Below are 15,012 nucleotides of genomic sequence, written 5' to 3' on the forward strand. Positions count from 1 at the left end.
CAGGATCAATGGATGGACGTCCAGTATGGCTGTAAAACTTGGCAAGATACTGGCGGATGCCGCTTAGATCGACGAACCTATCAATAGAGCGCAGCAGATGACCCTGCGGGACATGCTCTTCCAGCGAGAACTCGTAGAACAGGGCCGCCTGCGCTTCCTGCTTTGGTCCCATCTTCGCCAAATCCTCCAATCAGTATGACAATTGAATCAGCCAATGGGCACCCGATCAAGGAAGATTTTTTCAACAGAATTAGCCCTTCGTGCAGCCTGGCGCTGCATCGCGCTGAAGTTTGCAAAGGTTGTTAACTGCGCCCAGCTGACGTTGGTGCGCAGTGCAGTATGTGGGCTTCAATCGTCGGAGGCTTGAATGGCCGCTTTCAGCTGTCTGACGCGTAACCTTGGGGCAGCCTAGCAAGGCGGCTCAGCTTCTGGAAATGGGCAGTTCTGAAATCGCCCGTTTCCTTTGATTTGGTTCCGACCAAGGTGTTTTATCTTCCGAACTAGCCTTGAAAACTCTTAAAATCATTTGATTGTGGATCAGGAGGTCCCCCGTTCGAGCCGGGGAGGTGGTACCACTCCAACCCAGATATGTACCTGACTGCGTGACGATCCTGTAACGGGCGAGGTTTGATCTGTCGCTGTAGTCGAGCAGGCTGCGGGTACAGGTCTAGTTGATCTCGATGGTCTGGCGCACCGCGTGGCTATCTGGGTCCAGAATCAGGATCCGATTTTCTGTTGTCACAACCGCAATCCAACCCGTTCCAAAGGTCACGGCCTGGGCTGTAACTCCGGCGGGCAGGGTGATCTCGCTCGGTAGGCTGGGACCATCTGCAGACAAGCGGATGACAAGCAGGGAAATTACCACTACAAGCCCGCCAATCATCACCACAGTCAGCGTGGTCACCAGACGGCGCAGGAACTTGAGCTGCGGTGGCTCATCTTGAATTTCAGGCTCGGAAGGATCAGTCATGGGCAGCCGCCAGATTGAGTTTGTCATCGCGGAAGACCCGCCTAAGCGGCTTGATAAAGCGGTTTCACGCGATGTGCCAGCAGAAGCGACATTGTCGCGCACCCGTCTGGCCCGTCTGATCGAGGCCGGCAACCTGACAGTCGATGGAACAGTGGTGCAAGACGCCAAGGCCCGTGTTGCGGCGGGCGCGCTGGTCTCCATCACCGTGGAAGAGGCCGACGAGAGCCATATCGGCCCGGAAGACATTCCGCTGGAGGTGATCTACGAGGATGAGGATCTCATCGTCATCAACAAGCCAACGGGTATGGTGGTGCATCCGGCGCCGGGCACCCCGTCGGGCACATTGGTCAACGCACTTTTGCATCATTGCGGCGAGAACCTCTCAGGCGTCGGCGGGGTGAAACGACCCGGCATCGTGCACCGGATCGACAAAGAGACCTCTGGCCTTTTGGTGGTGGCAAAGTCCGATGTGGCGCATCAGGGGCTGGCCAAACAGTTTGAGAAACACACGGTAGAGCGCTACTACCGCGCCATCTGTTACGGGGTGCCGGATGCCAATGATCCGCGTTTGCGCGGCGTCAAAGGCACCAGTTTTGAACCCGGCAATATCCTGAAACTGACCACCCAGCTGGCCCGGCACAAGCATGACCGTCAGCGCCAAGCGGTGCTGTTTCAGGGCGGGCGTCATGCGGTGACAAGGGCCCGGATCGTGGAACCCTTTGGCACGCCTTCGGTGGCCGCGCTGATCGAATGCTGGTTGGAAACCGGTCGCACCCATCAGATTCGGGTGCATATGACCCATGCGGGCCACAGCCTGGTGGGGGATCCGACCTATGGCGGCAAACGCAAGCTGGCAGCGAAATCCCTGGCGCCCGCCGGTATCGCCGCCGTGCAAAACTTCCCACGCCAAGCCCTGCATGCGGCGGTTCTGGGATTTGTTCATCCAGTCAGCGGTGAGGAAATGCGTTTTGAGGCTCCGCTGCCGCAGGATATGAGCGAACTCATCGAAGCTCTGCGCCAGCCACCTGCGGGCTGACTGCTGGGGGGAGCGAAGAGATTGGCAAAGCCGCCCAGGTGATTTCCCGGGTGGCTTTTGTCGTGGAGGGGTCGGGTCTGCCCTCAGGAGGCCTCAGGCAGGTCCAGAACCTCCGTCACCGTCTCACGGAAATAGTCGACCTTGCCATCGGCTTCATGGGACAGGATCAGGGTGAGGCTGGTACACATACGACCGCGTAGCCCATAGAAGAATTTTTGTTCAAATGTGGTCAGGATCCAACCCTCCTGCGGCAGGATCTGAGGTGTGATGGCCAGCGCCTCGGTGCCTTTGGGGAATATCTCACTGGCCAGGCGGGGAAGGATGGTGGCGATATCTGCCAGCCCCTTACCGACCTGCCAGCTTACATCGGCCTCGTCCCGGAAGTGGTCAATGCGAAAGTCGATATCGGGTGCCATGTGGCTCACCAAATCGGGGTCTCCTGCAACAAATTTGCGTAGCAGGGATTCGATTGCGGTATCGGGGGTGTCTTTCTGAATGGGTGTCATGTGCTGATCCTTTGTAGAAGCGTTGCGACAGGCACAGGGATGGCAGATCAAGCAGGCATATGATATTCTGGGGTCAACTATCTTTTCTATAGGCAGAGGCTATGCTTGAACTTACTCCGCTTCGTTACTTTCTGAGTGCCTTGGAAATGGGTTCCTTCAGCCATGCGGCCAAGGCCAATGGGGTGAGTCAGCCAACGGTCTCGGCGGCGATTCAGAAACTTGAAGACCTGATGGGCGGAAGCCTGTTCTACCGGCACCGACGCGGTCTGACTGCGACACCCCTGGGAGAACGGCTTTACGCCGAGGCCGCAGGCAGCGTGGCGCAGCTCACTGGGATGGTGCAGCGGCTGCAGCCAGCAGAGCGGCGGTTGTTGCGGATCTATTGCGCCCCTGATGTCTTGCTGGCGCCGCTGGCTTCTGGGTTTCGGGCGTTGAAACTGGCCAACCCAGAGGTCTTCCTGTCCTTTTCGCAACCGGTTGAAGAGGCGGACCTTGCCCTGGTCGCCGAGAACTGCGTCCCGGCAGGTCATGCGTTTTTCCCTCTACGAACTGACCCTTACGGCGTGGCCTTGCCGCGCAGCCATGCCTTGACCGCAGGTGGCAGTGTCGATCTGGAGGATCTGCGGGATGAGGCGCGGATCCATCGGCCCTATTGTGCGAACGCTGACAGTATGCCGGATGAAGAGGGGCCGATCCCACTGCCGCCTGCTCAGGCGGTGCATGATCAACAGGTGCTCGATCTGGTGGCAGCAGGGCTTGGCATCGCCTTTGTGCCCCTGTCGCATGACAGTATCCACGGCGGCGTGGTGGTGCGCCGATTGCGCAATGCGCCGGAGATCACGCGCACCCTGGGGGTCTCGGCTCGAAAGACCGTTTTTGCCCAGCAGTTCGCCCATTTTTTGGTCGAGGCCGCGGGTTAGGCCCAGAAAAACGGTTTTTCTTTACCATAGGTCATTTTCTTTTGCGCTATGTGTCAAAGGTCACAGATGTTTCGCAGACCGAAATATAAAAGGATACTTGTCAGCGCCTCTTGAAACAGATTTAGCGCTAACCCATATGATCTAATGTTAAGTCCTTAAACATCTTGGGAGGGACCGTTTGAATGGCTAATTACGCAAATCTGCCCGCACCGACCCCTGAAGGCGGTCTGAACCGCTATATGCAAGAAATTCGCAAATTCCCGCTCCTGGAGCCGGAAGAGGAATACATGCTGGCCAAGGCCTGGGTGGAAAAAGAGGACTCTGGTGCCGCGCACAAGATGGTCACCTCGCACCTGCGACTGGCGGCCAAGATTGCCATGGGTTACCGGGGCTACGGACTTCCGCAGGCCGAAGTGATCTCTGAGGCCAACGTTGGCCTGATGCAGGCGGTTAAACGTTTTGACCCTGAAAAAGGTTTCCGCCTCGCGACATACGCGATGTGGTGGATCCGCGCCTCGATCCAGGAATATGTCCTGCGGTCCTGGTCGATGGTGAAGCTTGGCACCACCTCGGCGCAAAAGAAACTTTTCTTCAATCTGCGCAAAGCCAAGGCCCGCATCGGCGCGCTGGAAGACGGGGATCTGCGCCCGGAAAACGTCAAACGGATCGCCCATGATCTTGGGGTGACCGAGGACGAGGTGATCTCGATGAACCGCCGTATGTCTGGTGGTGATGCCTCTCTCAATGCCACAGTTGGCAGCGAGGGCGAGGGCACCATGCAGTGGCAGGATTGGCTCGAGGATGAAGATGCCGATCAGGCTGGTGATTATGAAGCCCGTGACGAGCTGGAAGCCCGCCGAGAGCTGTTGGGCCAGGCGCTTGAGGTGCTGAACGACCGCGAGAAGGACATCCTGACACAGCGCCGTTTGGCGGAAAAAGTGCAGACCCTGGAGGAGCTGAGCACGCAGTATAGCGTCAGCCGCGAGCGCATTCGTCAGATTGAAGTGCGTGCCTTTGAGAAACTGCAAAAGAAGATGCGTGAACTGGCCTCGGCCAAGGGCATGCTTGCATCTCACTAAAACCGTAGAGCTGCACTAAAAGCACAGAAAAGGCGGAGCCGAGGGGCTCCGCCTTTTTTGGTGCACCAAGGAAGATGAAGGGCTGGCTGCTATGGCTGGCGGTTTCTTCATCTTGTTTGCGGCGGCTGGGATCTGTCTGGCGCGCTGGCGTCAAAGCTGGCGAGCTGGAGGGAAGTCTGGCAAGGGCTTGCGAACCTTGGCGGAGGTTTCTGGCTAAGGCCGCGCACCTGGGTTTGACCACACCTAAGTTTGATCACCTGGGGGCGTCACGTTCCGTTCGAAAAGCAGGGGAAGGCATGGCTGGCTAAGAACACTTGGGGGCTGGCTTGGCTGGCTATCTGGCTGATCCGAAAGAGTTCGGACGGGCTGGAGTGGCTTGCTGCTAGCTGCCGATGTTCTGGCTTGCTGTAATTCCTGAGACCTTGTTAGGGGGTTTTCACACAGGGGTCAATCGCAAACAGCAGAAAAATCCAACAAAATCAAATAGTTGACAATAATTGTCAGATACTCCGCCCGCGTTCAAAAACAGCCCTATTCAGAAGGTGCTAGAGCTCGGCCTGCTGGGTGAGCAAGTGTTCGAGCAATTGCAGCTCGGGATCTTGTGAAAGATTTGGGCCTGCGCGCCAAACAAGGGAGAGGGCGCATTTAGCGCTGGCCCATTGCAATAGACGTTTGGGTGGGACCTCAAAAACCTGCCCCCAGAGCTGCGCCCGCTGTCGTATTTTCTCTGCGTCAGGCTGTGGTCCGGCAGGGCCCTTGGGGTGGCGAAAGGCGTTGGCCAACTCATAGCAGCGTTCACCAAAGATGCCTTTTGCGTCAAAGGCGCAAAAGCCACGCGGACCCAGGCGGATGTTCTCGTGGTGCAAATCTCCGTGTAGCGGGCAGATGTCTAGTTGGCTGGCCAGTAGCTCCTCTGCAAGGTTTTGGGCCATGCACATGAGGTTCCTTTGCTGTGGCGAGAGGGCCAGGTCAGATGTTGGGGACCGCAATGCCTGGAACCAATGCGCGAGTGGAAGCAGCCCAGGAATTTCCAGCTCTCTGGTTTGGTGGTGAACTTCCAGTGCGACCACTGCCAGTGTCCTGTCGGCAGAAGCCTCTTCGCCACTGCGGGCAATATCCCCCAAGGACGGCCCATCCAGCCATTCCATCAACACCGCATCCGGGGTGATCTGGTAGATCCTTGCTGCTGGCCCATTTATGGCTGCGAGAAAGGGAAAGCCCATGGCCTCATTGCCCATATTTCCTGATGTGTAGAGTTTCAGGGCGGCCGTGCCGTAGCGCTGGGTTTCGACTTGCCAGATCCGCGCTCTTGGAACCTCCACGAGCGACAGCACACGCGTGACCTGAAAACGCGTCATCAAGTCTGCCGGAAGGTGCTCGATGTCGGGTTCCATAGTATTCCCCTCAATGTTGCTCTGATTTCCTCAAGGAACCAAGTGGCAGTCGGATTGAAGTCGGCGGGCCTGCCAAGCCGAGGTTCGCGCGGGTCTATGGCCCAACACAGGGATCAACAACGCTTGGTGCGCGCTCTGGGAAGAGGAGGGCCTAAGGCGACTACCTTTATTTGGCCTGTAACACCCTTTGCCGCTTGCGGAGATCTTCGAGAGCTGCCGCAAAACCTTTCAATGAGAAATTGGCTTTCTGAACCGCCCCATTGTTACCTGTTGTATGAAAAAGAACCTGAGCGATGTTTCCGTGCTTCAAACGGTTCAAAGTGCTTTTCCGAACGCCAATTTGAGCATGGCACCCTTTTGAATCGCAGAAGGAAAAATTATACTTCAGATGATCCTGCCCATCGACGGACATGATGACCCCAGAACCTAAGAACACGTTTTTGGGAAAGGTAATGGTGAAACCAGCAGCGACTTCGGGCCGGCTCTCATAGTCTGCAGGGAATCCCAAAATCTTCAGCCTTTGGTTCGACGGAGCTCTGATTGTTTGCGCCAGATAGCATTCTGGGGCTTGTCGATCGCAAAGAACAGTCCAGTCTTCGTGTTTTGCGACCTGCCTGGGTTTAGCGAAAGCATGGTCTGAAAAGACCATTAGCATGCAGGCAATCAATGCGACCCAAGACAGCTTCACAAAAGTTCTTTCGTAGTTGGGGAGGGACAAGTCTGAGTGCGGTTCCGAAGTGGAATCATCGGAACCGCTGCCAAAGCGTTCAAGGGAGGATTAGTCCTCCATGGCTTCCAATTCGTCGATCATGCCAGAGATCATCGACAGGCCCTTGTCCCAGAATTTAGGGTCCGAGGCATCCAGCCCAAAGGGCGCCAGCAGTTCTTTGTGGTGTTTGGAGCCACCGGCCTTGAGCATCTCAAAGTATTTGTCCTCAAAGCCTTCGGCGCCGGAGGCGTAAACAGAGTAGAGCGCGTTCACCAAGCCGTCGCCAAAGGCATAGGCGTAGACATAGAAGGGCGAATGCACAAAATGCGGGATATAGGCCCAGAAGGTCTCATATCCTTCCATAAAGTCAAAGGCATCGCCCAAGCTTTCGGCCTGCACCGACATCCACAGGGCGTTGATGTCATCGGGTGTCAGCTCGCCCTCGGCGCGGGCGGCGTGCAGTTTACATTCAAAATCGTAGAAGGCGATCTGGCGCACCACAGTGTTGATCATGTCTTCGACCTTGCCGGCCAGCAGGATCTTGCGCTGCTCTTGGGTTTCGGCCCCGTCCAGCATTTTGCGGAAGGTCAGCATCTCACCAAAGACAGAGGCCGTTTCGGCCAGGGTCAGCGGGGTTGAAGACAGCATCTCGCCTTGTTCGGCGGCCAGTACCTGATGCACCCCGTGGCCCAGTTCATGCGCCAGGGTCATCACGTCGCGGGGTTTGCCCAGATAGTTCAGCATCACATAAGGGTGGACCTCGGTGACGGTGGGATGGGCAAAGGCACCGGGTGCCTTGCCGGGTTTGACACCGGCATCAATCCAACCCTTGGAGAAGAACGGCGCGGCAATCTCGCCCATGCGCGGATCAAAGGCCTCATAGGCCTCCATCACGGTTTTCTCGGCCTCGGCCCAGTCCACGACGCGGCTGTCTTCCATTGGCAGCGGTGCATTGCGGTCCCAGACCTGCATCCGGTCTAGGCCAAGCCATTTGCGTTTCAACTCATAATAGCGATGCGATAGCTTGGGGTAGGCAGCGACCACGGCTTCACGCAGGGCTTCGACCACTTCGGGTTCCACATGGTTGGACAGATGACGGCCGGTCTGCGGGCTGGGCATGCCCCGCCAGCGATCAAGGATTTCTTTCTCTTTGGCCTGGGTGTTATGCACCCGGGCAAAGGTCTTGATATTGTCCTGAAACACCCGTGCCAATTCGCGCGAAGCGGCTTCGCGTTTGCTGCGGTCCTGTTCGGTCAGGAAATTCAGCGTGCCTTCGATGTTCAGCTCTTCGCCATCCACGGTGAATTTGAGCCCGGCAATGGTCTCGTCAAACAGCCGCTCCCAGGCATCGCCCACAACGCCAAGGTCATGCAGGAATTTCTCCAGTTCATCCGAGAGCTGATAGGGCTTCATGGCGCGGATACGTTCAAACACCGGTTTGTAGCGAGCAAGATCGCTGTTGGCGGCAAAATGCGCGTCCAGCTTGTCATCTTCGATGCGGTTGATTTCCAGGGTGAAGAACACCAGCGGCGTGGTGAAGATGGTGATCTTTTCCTGCATGTCGGACATGAATTTGGCCCGGTCTGCATCGGTGGTCAGCTGGTAATAGCGTAGGCCCGCATAGGACATAATACGCCCGGCAATGGCGTTGATCTTTTCGTTGCGCAGCACGCAGTCCAGCAGGCCGGTTGCGTCCAGGTCGCCCAGATTGCCTTCGTAATCTGCAGCAAAGGCACTGCATTCCTGCTCCAGCCAGTCCAGATCGCGGGTCAGCTCTGGGGCGTCGTCAGAGCTGTAGAGATCGCTGAGATCCCATTCCGGCAGATTACCCAGCTCATCAGAGCCGGAGGCAGCATTGGCATCACGAACGGGAAAGGGGAGGTTCAGCATGGGGGCTCCTTGGCGGGCATATTGTATTGACGTTGCACAACATCTAAGTGGCACGGGATCGGATCACAAGCAAAGCCCCGCGCCGAAAGACAGAGCGGGGCGGATTTTATGGTGCCAATTTGTTGCAAGCCTTTGGGCCGGGGGCGGCGTTATCTGTACTGATCAAACAGCCGCGTCATCTTATCAAAGGCATCCCGGCGGATCTCGCTGCCTTCCATCACGATTTCATGCTGCGCTGGGTCGATCAGATCCAGTTCGCCACCAGGCCAGCGGGCCATGCGTTCATGTACCGCCTCGCTGTTGACGATCTGCTCCTGCGAGCCAAGGAAGGTCAGGCAGGGCAGGGGCGGAGAGGAGCGCAGCGCCAGCGCTTCGCATTCGTTTATACCCTCGTTCAGCCAGTTGATCGTTGGTCCTCCGAGAACCAGATCCGGCTGCGCCTTCAGCTGATCGATCATCAGCTGATACATCGCCGGATCATTGGTCAGAGTGTTGCCTTTGAATGGCGCAGTTTCCACGTAGTGACCTTTGGTGGTTGTTGGCACCCGCATCGCGCTAAGGCCCAATACAGGAGCCAGGCCACCAAGAAGGCGGGCAACCGGCTTCATAGCGCTTGGGATGAGAATACCCCACATTGGCGCTGAAAAGGCGCAGGCCTTGACCGGCAGCCCTTCCATCAGGGCGCGAAGTCCAATGGCGCCGCCCATGGAATGGCCCAGCAGGAACCAGGGTTCCGGCAGCTTCAGCTGTTTGGCCAGTTTGACCACGGCTGCGACATCCTGCTGGAAGTCGCCAAATTTCTCGACATGGCCCAGGCGACGGTCTTCGAGCATGCGCTCCCCCAGCCCCTGCCCACGCCAATCTACCGCGAGGGCGGCATAGCCGCGCTGGCCCAGATCAATGGCGGCGGGCCCGTATTTTTCTACATATTCGGTGCGGCCGGGAAAGATCAGCACGGTACCTTTGGCCGGTTCATTCCCAGCAGGCAGCCAGTGGCCGACGCGGATGCGCAGCCCGTCCTCGGTGGTTGCCCAATGGGCCTGACCGGTTTCGGGTCCTTCTGCGATATCGGCAAAATAGGGCGCGGTGGTCAGGTCCATCGGGCTGCTCTCCATCAGGCCAGAGCCGATGCCAGCTGCATTGCTGTGCCCATGTCGCCGTCGATGGTCAGCTTGCCGGACATAAAGGCGCTGGTTGGGTTCACGTCGCCGCTCAGGATGCCCTGGAAGGTTTCAGCGTCCGCTGTCATGGTGACATCGGCTTCGTCGTCGCTGACGCGGGCGCCATTGCCGTCCAGAACGATGGCGCCGAGGCCTTCGATTGCAAATTTCGCCGAGGCAGAGAAATCGCTGCCGGCCATTTTCTCGTTCATGGCCGCTGCGGCCTGTTCAAGTGTATCGCTCATTGTTACGTCCTTTGATCATTGGTGCAGCATCAGGCACCGAAAACTGCAATTTTGCGTGAAGCATCGGCTTCGGGCACTAGAAAATATGCTGCGCAGGGTTACACTGGGCCATCATGATTGCAAATCACCTGAACCTCAAAGCTATCGTGGCGGCAACGCTGCTTACAGTCACGATTTCCATGCCTTTGGCAATCGCTGCGGACGAAAAACCGGTGGATTCCGATCTGCTGGCTGCGCTGGTTTCCGCCGATGCGGATGCGGCCCGCGCTGTCGACCGGGAGTTGCAGGCGCTCTGGCGCAAAAGCGGCTCGCCTGCGATGGACCTGTTGCTAGCCCGCGCCACCAAGGCCTTTGAGGCCGGGGCGTTGGATGAAGCCATCGAACATCTCACCGCGCTGACCGATCATGCGCCAGATTTTGCGCGAGGGTGGTACGAACGGGCCCGCGCCTATCACGCGGTGGGGCTTTATGGGCCGTCGGTGGCGGACCTGGAGCGCGCTTTGGCGCTGAACCCCAATGATTACAATGCAATATATGCGCTGGGCACGGTGTTTGAACAGTTCCGTCAGCCTAAACGCGCCTATGCGGCCTATTTGCGTGCCGAGGCTATACATCCCCATCACGAGGAAGTACTCAGCGCGCTGGAACGTCTGCGGCCTGAGGTTGCAGGCAAGGATCTTTAAGCCGATCTGATCTCGTAGTGTCACATTTGACCTGTAGGGAAGAGGCAGAATAAGGGCTGAACAGATGGCAGGCGCATCTCGGATCTTGGCGGTGTTGGGGCCGACAAACACCGGTAAAACACATTACGCAATTGAACGTATGCTGGGCTATCGTACCGGCATCATGGGCTTTCCGCTGCGGCTGCTGGCGCGTGAGGTCTATGACAAGATCGTCGCCATTCGCGGCCCATCAGTGGTGGCGCTGGTCACTGGCGAAGAGCGTATAGTGCCACCGCGCGCCAAATACTGGATCTGCACCGTCGAGGCGATGCCGCCGGGCATGGGCTGTGATTTTCTTGCTATCGACGAGATCCAGCTCTGCGCTGACCCGGAGCGGGGTCATGTCTTTACCGAGCGGCTGCTCAATGCGCGCGGCACCAATGAGACGTTGTTCTTGGGCGCCGATACCATGCGCGGGCCGATCAAGGCGCTGGTGCCAGAGGTCGAGTTTCTGCGCCGTGAACGGATGTCAGGGCTGGTCTATGGCGGCTCCAAAAAGATCAGCCGGATGCCGCCGCGTACTGCCATCGTTGGGTTTTCGGTCGATAATGTCTATGCCATCGCTGAACTGCTCAAGCGGCAAAAGGGTGGTGCAGCTGTGGTCATGGGGGCGCTGTCGCCCCGAACCCGAAATGCCCAGGTGGCGCTCTATCAGAATGGCGAGGTGGACTATCTGGTGGCCACGGATGCCATTGGCATGGGGCTGAACCTCGATATCGACCATGTTGCTTTTTCGGCCACCTCGAAATTTGACGGCCAGCGGATGCGCCCCCTGGCGCCAAATGAGCTGGCACAGATCGCGGGACGTGCCGGGCGCGGCATGAGCCATGGCAGTTTTGGCGTCACCGGCGATGCACGCCCGCTGGACGACGAGGTCGCCGAGGCGATCATGGAGCATCGCTTTACGCCGCTGAAAAAGCTCAACTGGCGTTCAACCGATCTGCAGTTTGGCACCGTCGAGGCGCTGATCCGCTCGCTCGAATCAAGACCCAGCAACGAGGTGCTGGTCAAGGCCCGCGAGGCAGATGATCTGGGAGCGCTGAAACTTCTCTCCCGCGAGGGTGGCATAATCTCGCGCACCACCAATGCGCAATCGGTGCGTCTGCTGTGGGATGTCTGCCGCATTCCCGATTTTCGCGGCATCTCGCACGGGGAACATGCGGGGCTGATCGGCGGTATATTTGAATATTTGCATGGCGGTGGCGTGGTTCCTGATGATTGGCTGGCGCGCCAGATCAAGCGGATCGACCGGGTGGATGGCGATATTGACACACTTTCCAAGCGTCTGGCCTTTATTCGTACCTGGACCTATGTCTCTCAGCGTAAAAATTGGCTGCGTGACGAAAGCCATTGGCGTGGCGTGACTCGCGCTGTAGAAGACAGGTTGTCAGACGCGCTGCACGAGCGCTTGACTCAGCGATTTGTGGACCGGCGCACATCCGTGCTTCTGCGCCGGCTCAAACAGAAGGAGGCCCTTTTGGCCGAAGTGAATGACAAGGGTGAAGTAACCGTCGAAGGCGAATTTGTCGGACGGTTGGACGGGTTCCGGTTTACCCCGGACAAAGGTGCGCAGGGAGCCGAGGCAAAGACATTGAAGTCTGCCTCGCTGCAAGCGCTGGCGCCGCAATTCCATCTGCGCGCAGACCGTTTTTATAACGCACCCGATACCGAGATCGATTTTACCGAGCAGGGTGGCCTGATGTGGGGCGATGCTGCTGTCGGCAAACTGGTGGCCGGTGCGGATCCGCTCAGCCCGATGGTTGAAGTTTTTGTGGATGATGCTGCCGGTGCCGATGTTGCGCAAAAGGTGGAACGCCGCCTGCAGCATTTCATCTCGCGCAAGGTACAGGCGCTGTTTGAACCGCTGATCAATCTGCAAAAAGACGAGGAACTGACCGGTCTCGCCCGTGGATTTGCCTTCCGTCTGGTCGAAGGTCTGGGCCTGCTGCCGCGTCACACTGTGATGCAGGAGGTCAAGGATCTGGACCAAGAGGCCCGTGGTGTGCTGCGCAAGCATGGCATCCGTTTTGGCCAGTTCACCATCTTTATGCCGCTTTTGCTGAAACCCGCGCCGACGCGTCTGCGTCTGGTGCTGTGGTCGCTGGCCAATGGCGTGCAGGAATTCCCCGAAGCGCCGCCTCCCGGTCTGGTCACCGTGCCAGCCGCCAAGGATGCGCCGCAGGGCTATGACACCATGTCTGGCTACCGCGAAGCTGGCGAGCGGATGATCCGCATCGATATGCTGGAACGTCTGGCAGATATGCTGCGGGCCGAAGACAGCCGTGGGGGCTTTGAAGCCAAGGCGGATATGCTGTCGATCACCGGCATGACGCTGGAGCAGTTTGCCGACCTGATGCAGGGGCTGGGCTACCGAGCTGAAAAAGGCGAGCGGGTAAAGGTCAAAGCGGCTCCCGAAGCGCCAAAAGAAGCCGCAGCGAACGGCGATGCGCCACAGGCCGAGGCTGCTGCTTCAGAGGCAGAGCCCAAGCCAGAAGAGACTGCTGAGCCGGAAGCTGCAGCAGAAGTATCTGAAGACGCTGCAAAAGATGAGGCTGCGGCTGAACCCGCAGCCGAGGCAGCCGTGGGAGCAGATGAAGAAGCGGTAGCCGAGGCCCCTGCTGTAGCTGCCGCCGAAACACCGGCCGAGATGGAGGTGTTCTACACCTTTGCCTGGGGTGGTCGCGCCCGTCAGGGTGGCAATCGCGGTCAGCGCCGTGGCCAGGGCACCGGCCAGGGCGGAAGCTCTGACCAGCGTGCTGATGGTGGCCAAGACGGGCGGGGCAGCAAGCCTCGCGGCCAAGGCCGTGGCGGTGAACGCAGCGGCGGCAAACCTGGCGGTCGCCCTAGTGGCAAGCCCGGTGGCAAAAAAGGAGGCCGCCCACAACAGCAGGGGGGCAAGACCTATTCCGCCCGTCCTCCCAAGAAGGAAAAGCAGATCGATCCGGACAACCCCTTCGCGGCAGCTCTGATGGGGCTGAAGCAGGGCGACTGATCCCGGATGGAGCCAAAGGCAGAGAAGATCCGGATTGACAAGTGGCTCTGGCATGCGCGGTTTTTCAAAACCCGCAGCCTGGCTGCCAAGCAGGTCAGCGCCGGCCATCTGCGCCTTAATGGCACTAAGATCACCAAAACCTCTCAGAACGTCACTGCCGGTGACGTTCTGACCTTTCCCCAGGCCCGTCAGGTCCGAGTCGTTGAGGTTCTGGCCATTGGTGAACGGCGCGGCCCGGCGCCTGAAGCCCAGGCCCTGTACCTGGATAAGACGCCAAAACAGGACAGCGTACCTGCAAACCCCCGGTTTGAGGGAAAAGGACGTCCAGACAAGAAGTCTCGCAGAGCGCTTGACCTTTCCCGACAGCAGGACTTCACGTGACATCTTGAAGAAATGGCGCGTCTGAATTAGCTAGTGGCCAAACAGCAAATGGGACCGAGCCCGCATGACCTACGTCGTTACGGATAACTGCATCGCCTGTAAATACACCGATTGTGTCGAAGTATGTCCGGTGGATTGCTTCTATGAAGGTGAAAACACCCTGGTGATTCACCCGGATGAATGTATCGACTGCGGCGTTTGCGAACCTGAATGCCCGGCGGACGCCATCCGCCCCGATACCGAGCCGGACATGGACAAGTGGGTTGAGTTCAACCGCAAATACTCTGAAATGTGGCCGGTAATCGTCTCCAAAAAAGACCCCATGCCGGAGGCGGAAGAGCGCGACGGTGAAGAGGGGAAGCTGGAGAAATACTTCTCCGAAGCACCCGGCGAAGGCGGCTGATCGTTTCGTTGTTTTGTCGCACCGGCTGATTCTCCGAAGAGTTGCGCTTGCAGCCCATCTTGGGGTGCGTTTTCAAATTGCCTTGTAATGCCAAAGACTTCCCCGCCTTTCGGAGGGGTGGTTTTTATGATATAATACTTGGCAGATGTATATGAATATCGACCCCACCTCGCGCGGCAGATCTGCTGCTGGGCGTGGCGCGGGGGATTGACCTACGGTGACGATTGACCTCTTGACCTGCTGTGCAGATCCGGAGCGATAGCGTTGCCGTTGTTGTGTCGGGTACCTGGCCGTGATGCCACCCGACCTCTAGCGTAAGGAAAGACCTGTATGACAAAATCGAAGAAGCTCGCATTCCGCCCTGACGAATTTGTGGTTTATCCCGCCCATGGCGTTGGACAGATCATCTCGGTTGAGGAGCAGGAAGTGGCCGGCTTTGCGCTGGAGCTTTTCGTAATCACCTTTGAAAAGGACAAGATGACACTGCGGGTGCCAACCAATAAGGCCATCGAAGTGGGCATGCGCTCGCTCAGCTCGCCCGATGTGATCAATCAGGCGATGAAGACCCTCAAAGGTAAGGCCAAGGTCAAACGCGCCATGTGGTC

The 15,012-nt window shown here is 58.1% G+C and carries 16 protein-coding genes; 8 read left to right on the forward strand and 8 right to left on the reverse strand.

The genetic code is table 11. The annotated features are described in order from the left end of the window. The coding region (locus tag ABJP42_RS15940) for a transposase (RefSeq protein WP_490363233.1) at positions 1-172 on the reverse strand (172 nt) is incomplete at its 3' end. A 495-nt stretch (positions 173-667) separates the two neighbouring features. Beyond that, positions 668-970: a DUF6476 family protein gene (locus ABJP42_RS15945; RefSeq protein WP_348342088.1), complete on the reverse strand. Its 303-nt coding sequence runs from the start codon at positions 968-970 to the stop codon at positions 668-670. Between ABJP42_RS15945 and ABJP42_RS15950 the strand changes: the two genes are divergently transcribed. Continuing rightward, positions 969-2,006 carry an RluA family pseudouridine synthase gene (locus ABJP42_RS15950; RefSeq protein ID WP_348342090.1) on the forward strand — a complete coding sequence of 346 codons (1,038 nt, stop codon included), beginning with the start codon at positions 969-971 and terminating at the stop codon, positions 2,004-2,006. The two genes, ABJP42_RS15945 and ABJP42_RS15950, sit on opposite strands and share 2 nt — an antisense overlap. Before the next feature lie 83 nt (positions 2,007-2,089). Here ABJP42_RS15950 and ABJP42_RS15955 read toward each other — a convergent pair whose 3' ends face one another. Beyond that, complete coding sequence (locus ABJP42_RS15955; RefSeq protein WP_348342092.1) at positions 2,090-2,512, reverse strand: hypothetical protein; 423 nt, start codon at positions 2,510-2,512, stop codon at positions 2,090-2,092. 101 nt (positions 2,513-2,613) lie between these two features. On the opposite strand from ABJP42_RS15955, the gene ABJP42_RS15960 reads away from it, so the two are divergent. Both ABJP42_RS15960 and rpoH read left to right on the forward strand, forming a co-directional pair. Beyond that, on the forward strand, positions 2,614-3,432 hold the full coding sequence (locus ABJP42_RS15960) for a LysR family transcriptional regulator (RefSeq protein WP_348342094.1): 819 nt from the start codon (positions 2,614-2,616) through the stop codon (positions 3,430-3,432). A gap of 182 nt (positions 3,433-3,614) precedes the next feature. Then, the gene (gene rpoH, locus ABJP42_RS15965) at positions 3,615-4,511 is read left to right on the forward strand and encodes an RNA polymerase sigma factor RpoH (protein ID WP_348342096.1); all 897 of its coding nucleotides are present in this window, start codon (positions 3,615-3,617) and stop codon (positions 4,509-4,511) included. 545 nt (positions 4,512-5,056) lie between these two features. Here rpoH and ABJP42_RS15970 read toward each other — a convergent pair. The 5 genes from ABJP42_RS15970 to ABJP42_RS15990 form a co-directional block, all read right to left on the reverse strand. Continuing rightward, positions 5,057-5,869, reverse strand: a complete 813-nt coding sequence (locus tag ABJP42_RS15970; RefSeq protein ID WP_348342098.1) for an aminoglycoside phosphotransferase family protein — start codon at positions 5,867-5,869, stop codon at positions 5,057-5,059. A 202-nt stretch (positions 5,870-6,071) separates the two neighbouring features. Continuing rightward, positions 6,072-6,554 carry an invasion associated locus B family protein gene (locus tag ABJP42_RS15975; protein WP_348342100.1) on the reverse strand — a complete coding sequence of 161 codons (483 nt, stop codon included), beginning with the start codon at positions 6,552-6,554 and terminating at the stop codon, positions 6,072-6,074. A 129-nt stretch (positions 6,555-6,683) separates the two neighbouring features. Then, entirely contained in the window at positions 6,684-8,504 is a 1,821-nt protein-coding gene (locus ABJP42_RS15980) for a M3 family oligoendopeptidase (protein WP_348342102.1), read from the reverse strand. A 149-nt stretch (positions 8,505-8,653) separates the two neighbouring features. After that, a complete protein-coding gene (locus ABJP42_RS15985) occupies positions 8,654-9,619 on the reverse strand; it encodes an alpha/beta fold hydrolase (protein ID WP_348342104.1) in 966 nt (321 codons plus the stop codon). Continuing rightward, positions 9,619-9,909 (reverse strand): SCP2 sterol-binding domain-containing protein, encoded by a 291-nt coding sequence (locus ABJP42_RS15990; protein WP_348342106.1) that lies wholly within the window; start codon positions 9,907-9,909, stop codon positions 9,619-9,621. Before ABJP42_RS15990 ends, ABJP42_RS15985 begins: the two co-directional genes overlap by 1 nt. A gap of 113 nt (positions 9,910-10,022) precedes the next feature. Between ABJP42_RS15990 and ABJP42_RS15995 the strand changes: the two genes are divergently transcribed. The 5 genes from ABJP42_RS15995 to ABJP42_RS16015 all read left to right on the forward strand — a co-directional run. Then, positions 10,023-10,592: a hypothetical protein gene (locus ABJP42_RS15995; RefSeq protein WP_348342108.1), complete on the forward strand. Its 570-nt coding sequence runs from the start codon at positions 10,023-10,025 to the stop codon at positions 10,590-10,592. Between the two features lie 64 nt (positions 10,593-10,656). Then, positions 10,657-13,623 (forward strand): helicase-related protein, encoded by a 2,967-nt coding sequence (locus tag ABJP42_RS16000; protein ID WP_348342110.1) that lies wholly within the window; start codon positions 10,657-10,659, stop codon positions 13,621-13,623. A 6-nt stretch (positions 13,624-13,629) separates the two neighbouring features. Further along, positions 13,630-14,004: an RNA-binding S4 domain-containing protein gene (locus ABJP42_RS16005; protein ID WP_348342112.1), complete on the forward strand. Its 375-nt coding sequence runs from the start codon at positions 13,630-13,632 to the stop codon at positions 14,002-14,004. Positions 14,005-14,068: 64 nt separating this feature from the next. Beyond that, entirely contained in the window at positions 14,069-14,407 is a 339-nt protein-coding gene (gene fdxA / locus ABJP42_RS16010; RefSeq protein WP_009809190.1) for a ferredoxin FdxA, read from the forward strand. 330 nt (positions 14,408-14,737) lie between these two features. Next, on the forward strand, positions 14,738-15,012 hold a 275-nt coding region (locus ABJP42_RS16015; protein ID WP_348342114.1), incomplete at its 3' end, for a CarD family transcriptional regulator.

Origin of the sequence: Pseudophaeobacter sp., from assembly GCF_039971195.1 — a bacterium.
Lineage (GTDB): Bacteria > Pseudomonadota > Alphaproteobacteria > Rhodobacterales > Rhodobacteraceae > Pseudophaeobacter.

Coding starts and splice junctions, on each gene's coding strand:
- ABJP42_RS15980 (WP_348342102.1), bottom strand. CDS start 8,504: ATGCTGAACCTCCCCTTTCCCGTTCGTGATGCCAATGCTGCCTCCGGC.
- ABJP42_RS15960 (WP_348342094.1), top strand. CDS start 2,614: ATGCTTGAACTTACTCCGCTTCGTTACTTTCTGAGTGCCTTGGAAATG.
- ABJP42_RS16005 (WP_348342112.1), top strand. CDS start 13,630: ATGGAGCCAAAGGCAGAGAAGATCCGGATTGACAAGTGGCTCTGGCAT.
- ABJP42_RS15995 (WP_348342108.1), top strand. CDS start 10,023: ATGATTGCAAATCACCTGAACCTCAAAGCTATCGTGGCGGCAACGCTG.
- fdxA (WP_009809190.1), top strand. CDS start 14,069: ATGACCTACGTCGTTACGGATAACTGCATCGCCTGTAAATACACCGAT.
- rpoH (WP_348342096.1), top strand. CDS start 3,615: ATGGCTAATTACGCAAATCTGCCCGCACCGACCCCTGAAGGCGGTCTG.
- ABJP42_RS15970 (WP_348342098.1), bottom strand. CDS start 5,869: ATGACGCGTTTTCAGGTCACGCGTGTGCTGTCGCTCGTGGAGGTTCCA.
- ABJP42_RS15950 (WP_348342090.1), top strand. CDS start 969: ATGGGCAGCCGCCAGATTGAGTTTGTCATCGCGGAAGACCCGCCTAAG.
- ABJP42_RS15990 (WP_348342106.1), bottom strand. CDS start 9,909: ATGAGCGATACACTTGAACAGGCCGCAGCGGCCATGAACGAGAAAATG.
- ABJP42_RS15955 (WP_348342092.1), bottom strand. CDS start 2,512: ATGACACCCATTCAGAAAGACACCCCCGATACCGCAATCGAATCCCTG.
- ABJP42_RS15985 (WP_348342104.1), bottom strand. CDS start 9,619: ATGGAGAGCAGCCCGATGGACCTGACCACCGCGCCCTATTTTGCCGAT.
- ABJP42_RS15945 (WP_348342088.1), bottom strand. CDS start 970: ATGACTGATCCTTCCGAGCCTGAAATTCAAGATGAGCCACCGCAGCTC.
- ABJP42_RS15975 (WP_348342100.1), bottom strand. CDS start 6,554: ATGGTCTTTTCAGACCATGCTTTCGCTAAACCCAGGCAGGTCGCAAAA.
- ABJP42_RS16000 (WP_348342110.1), top strand. CDS start 10,657: ATGGCAGGCGCATCTCGGATCTTGGCGGTGTTGGGGCCGACAAACACC.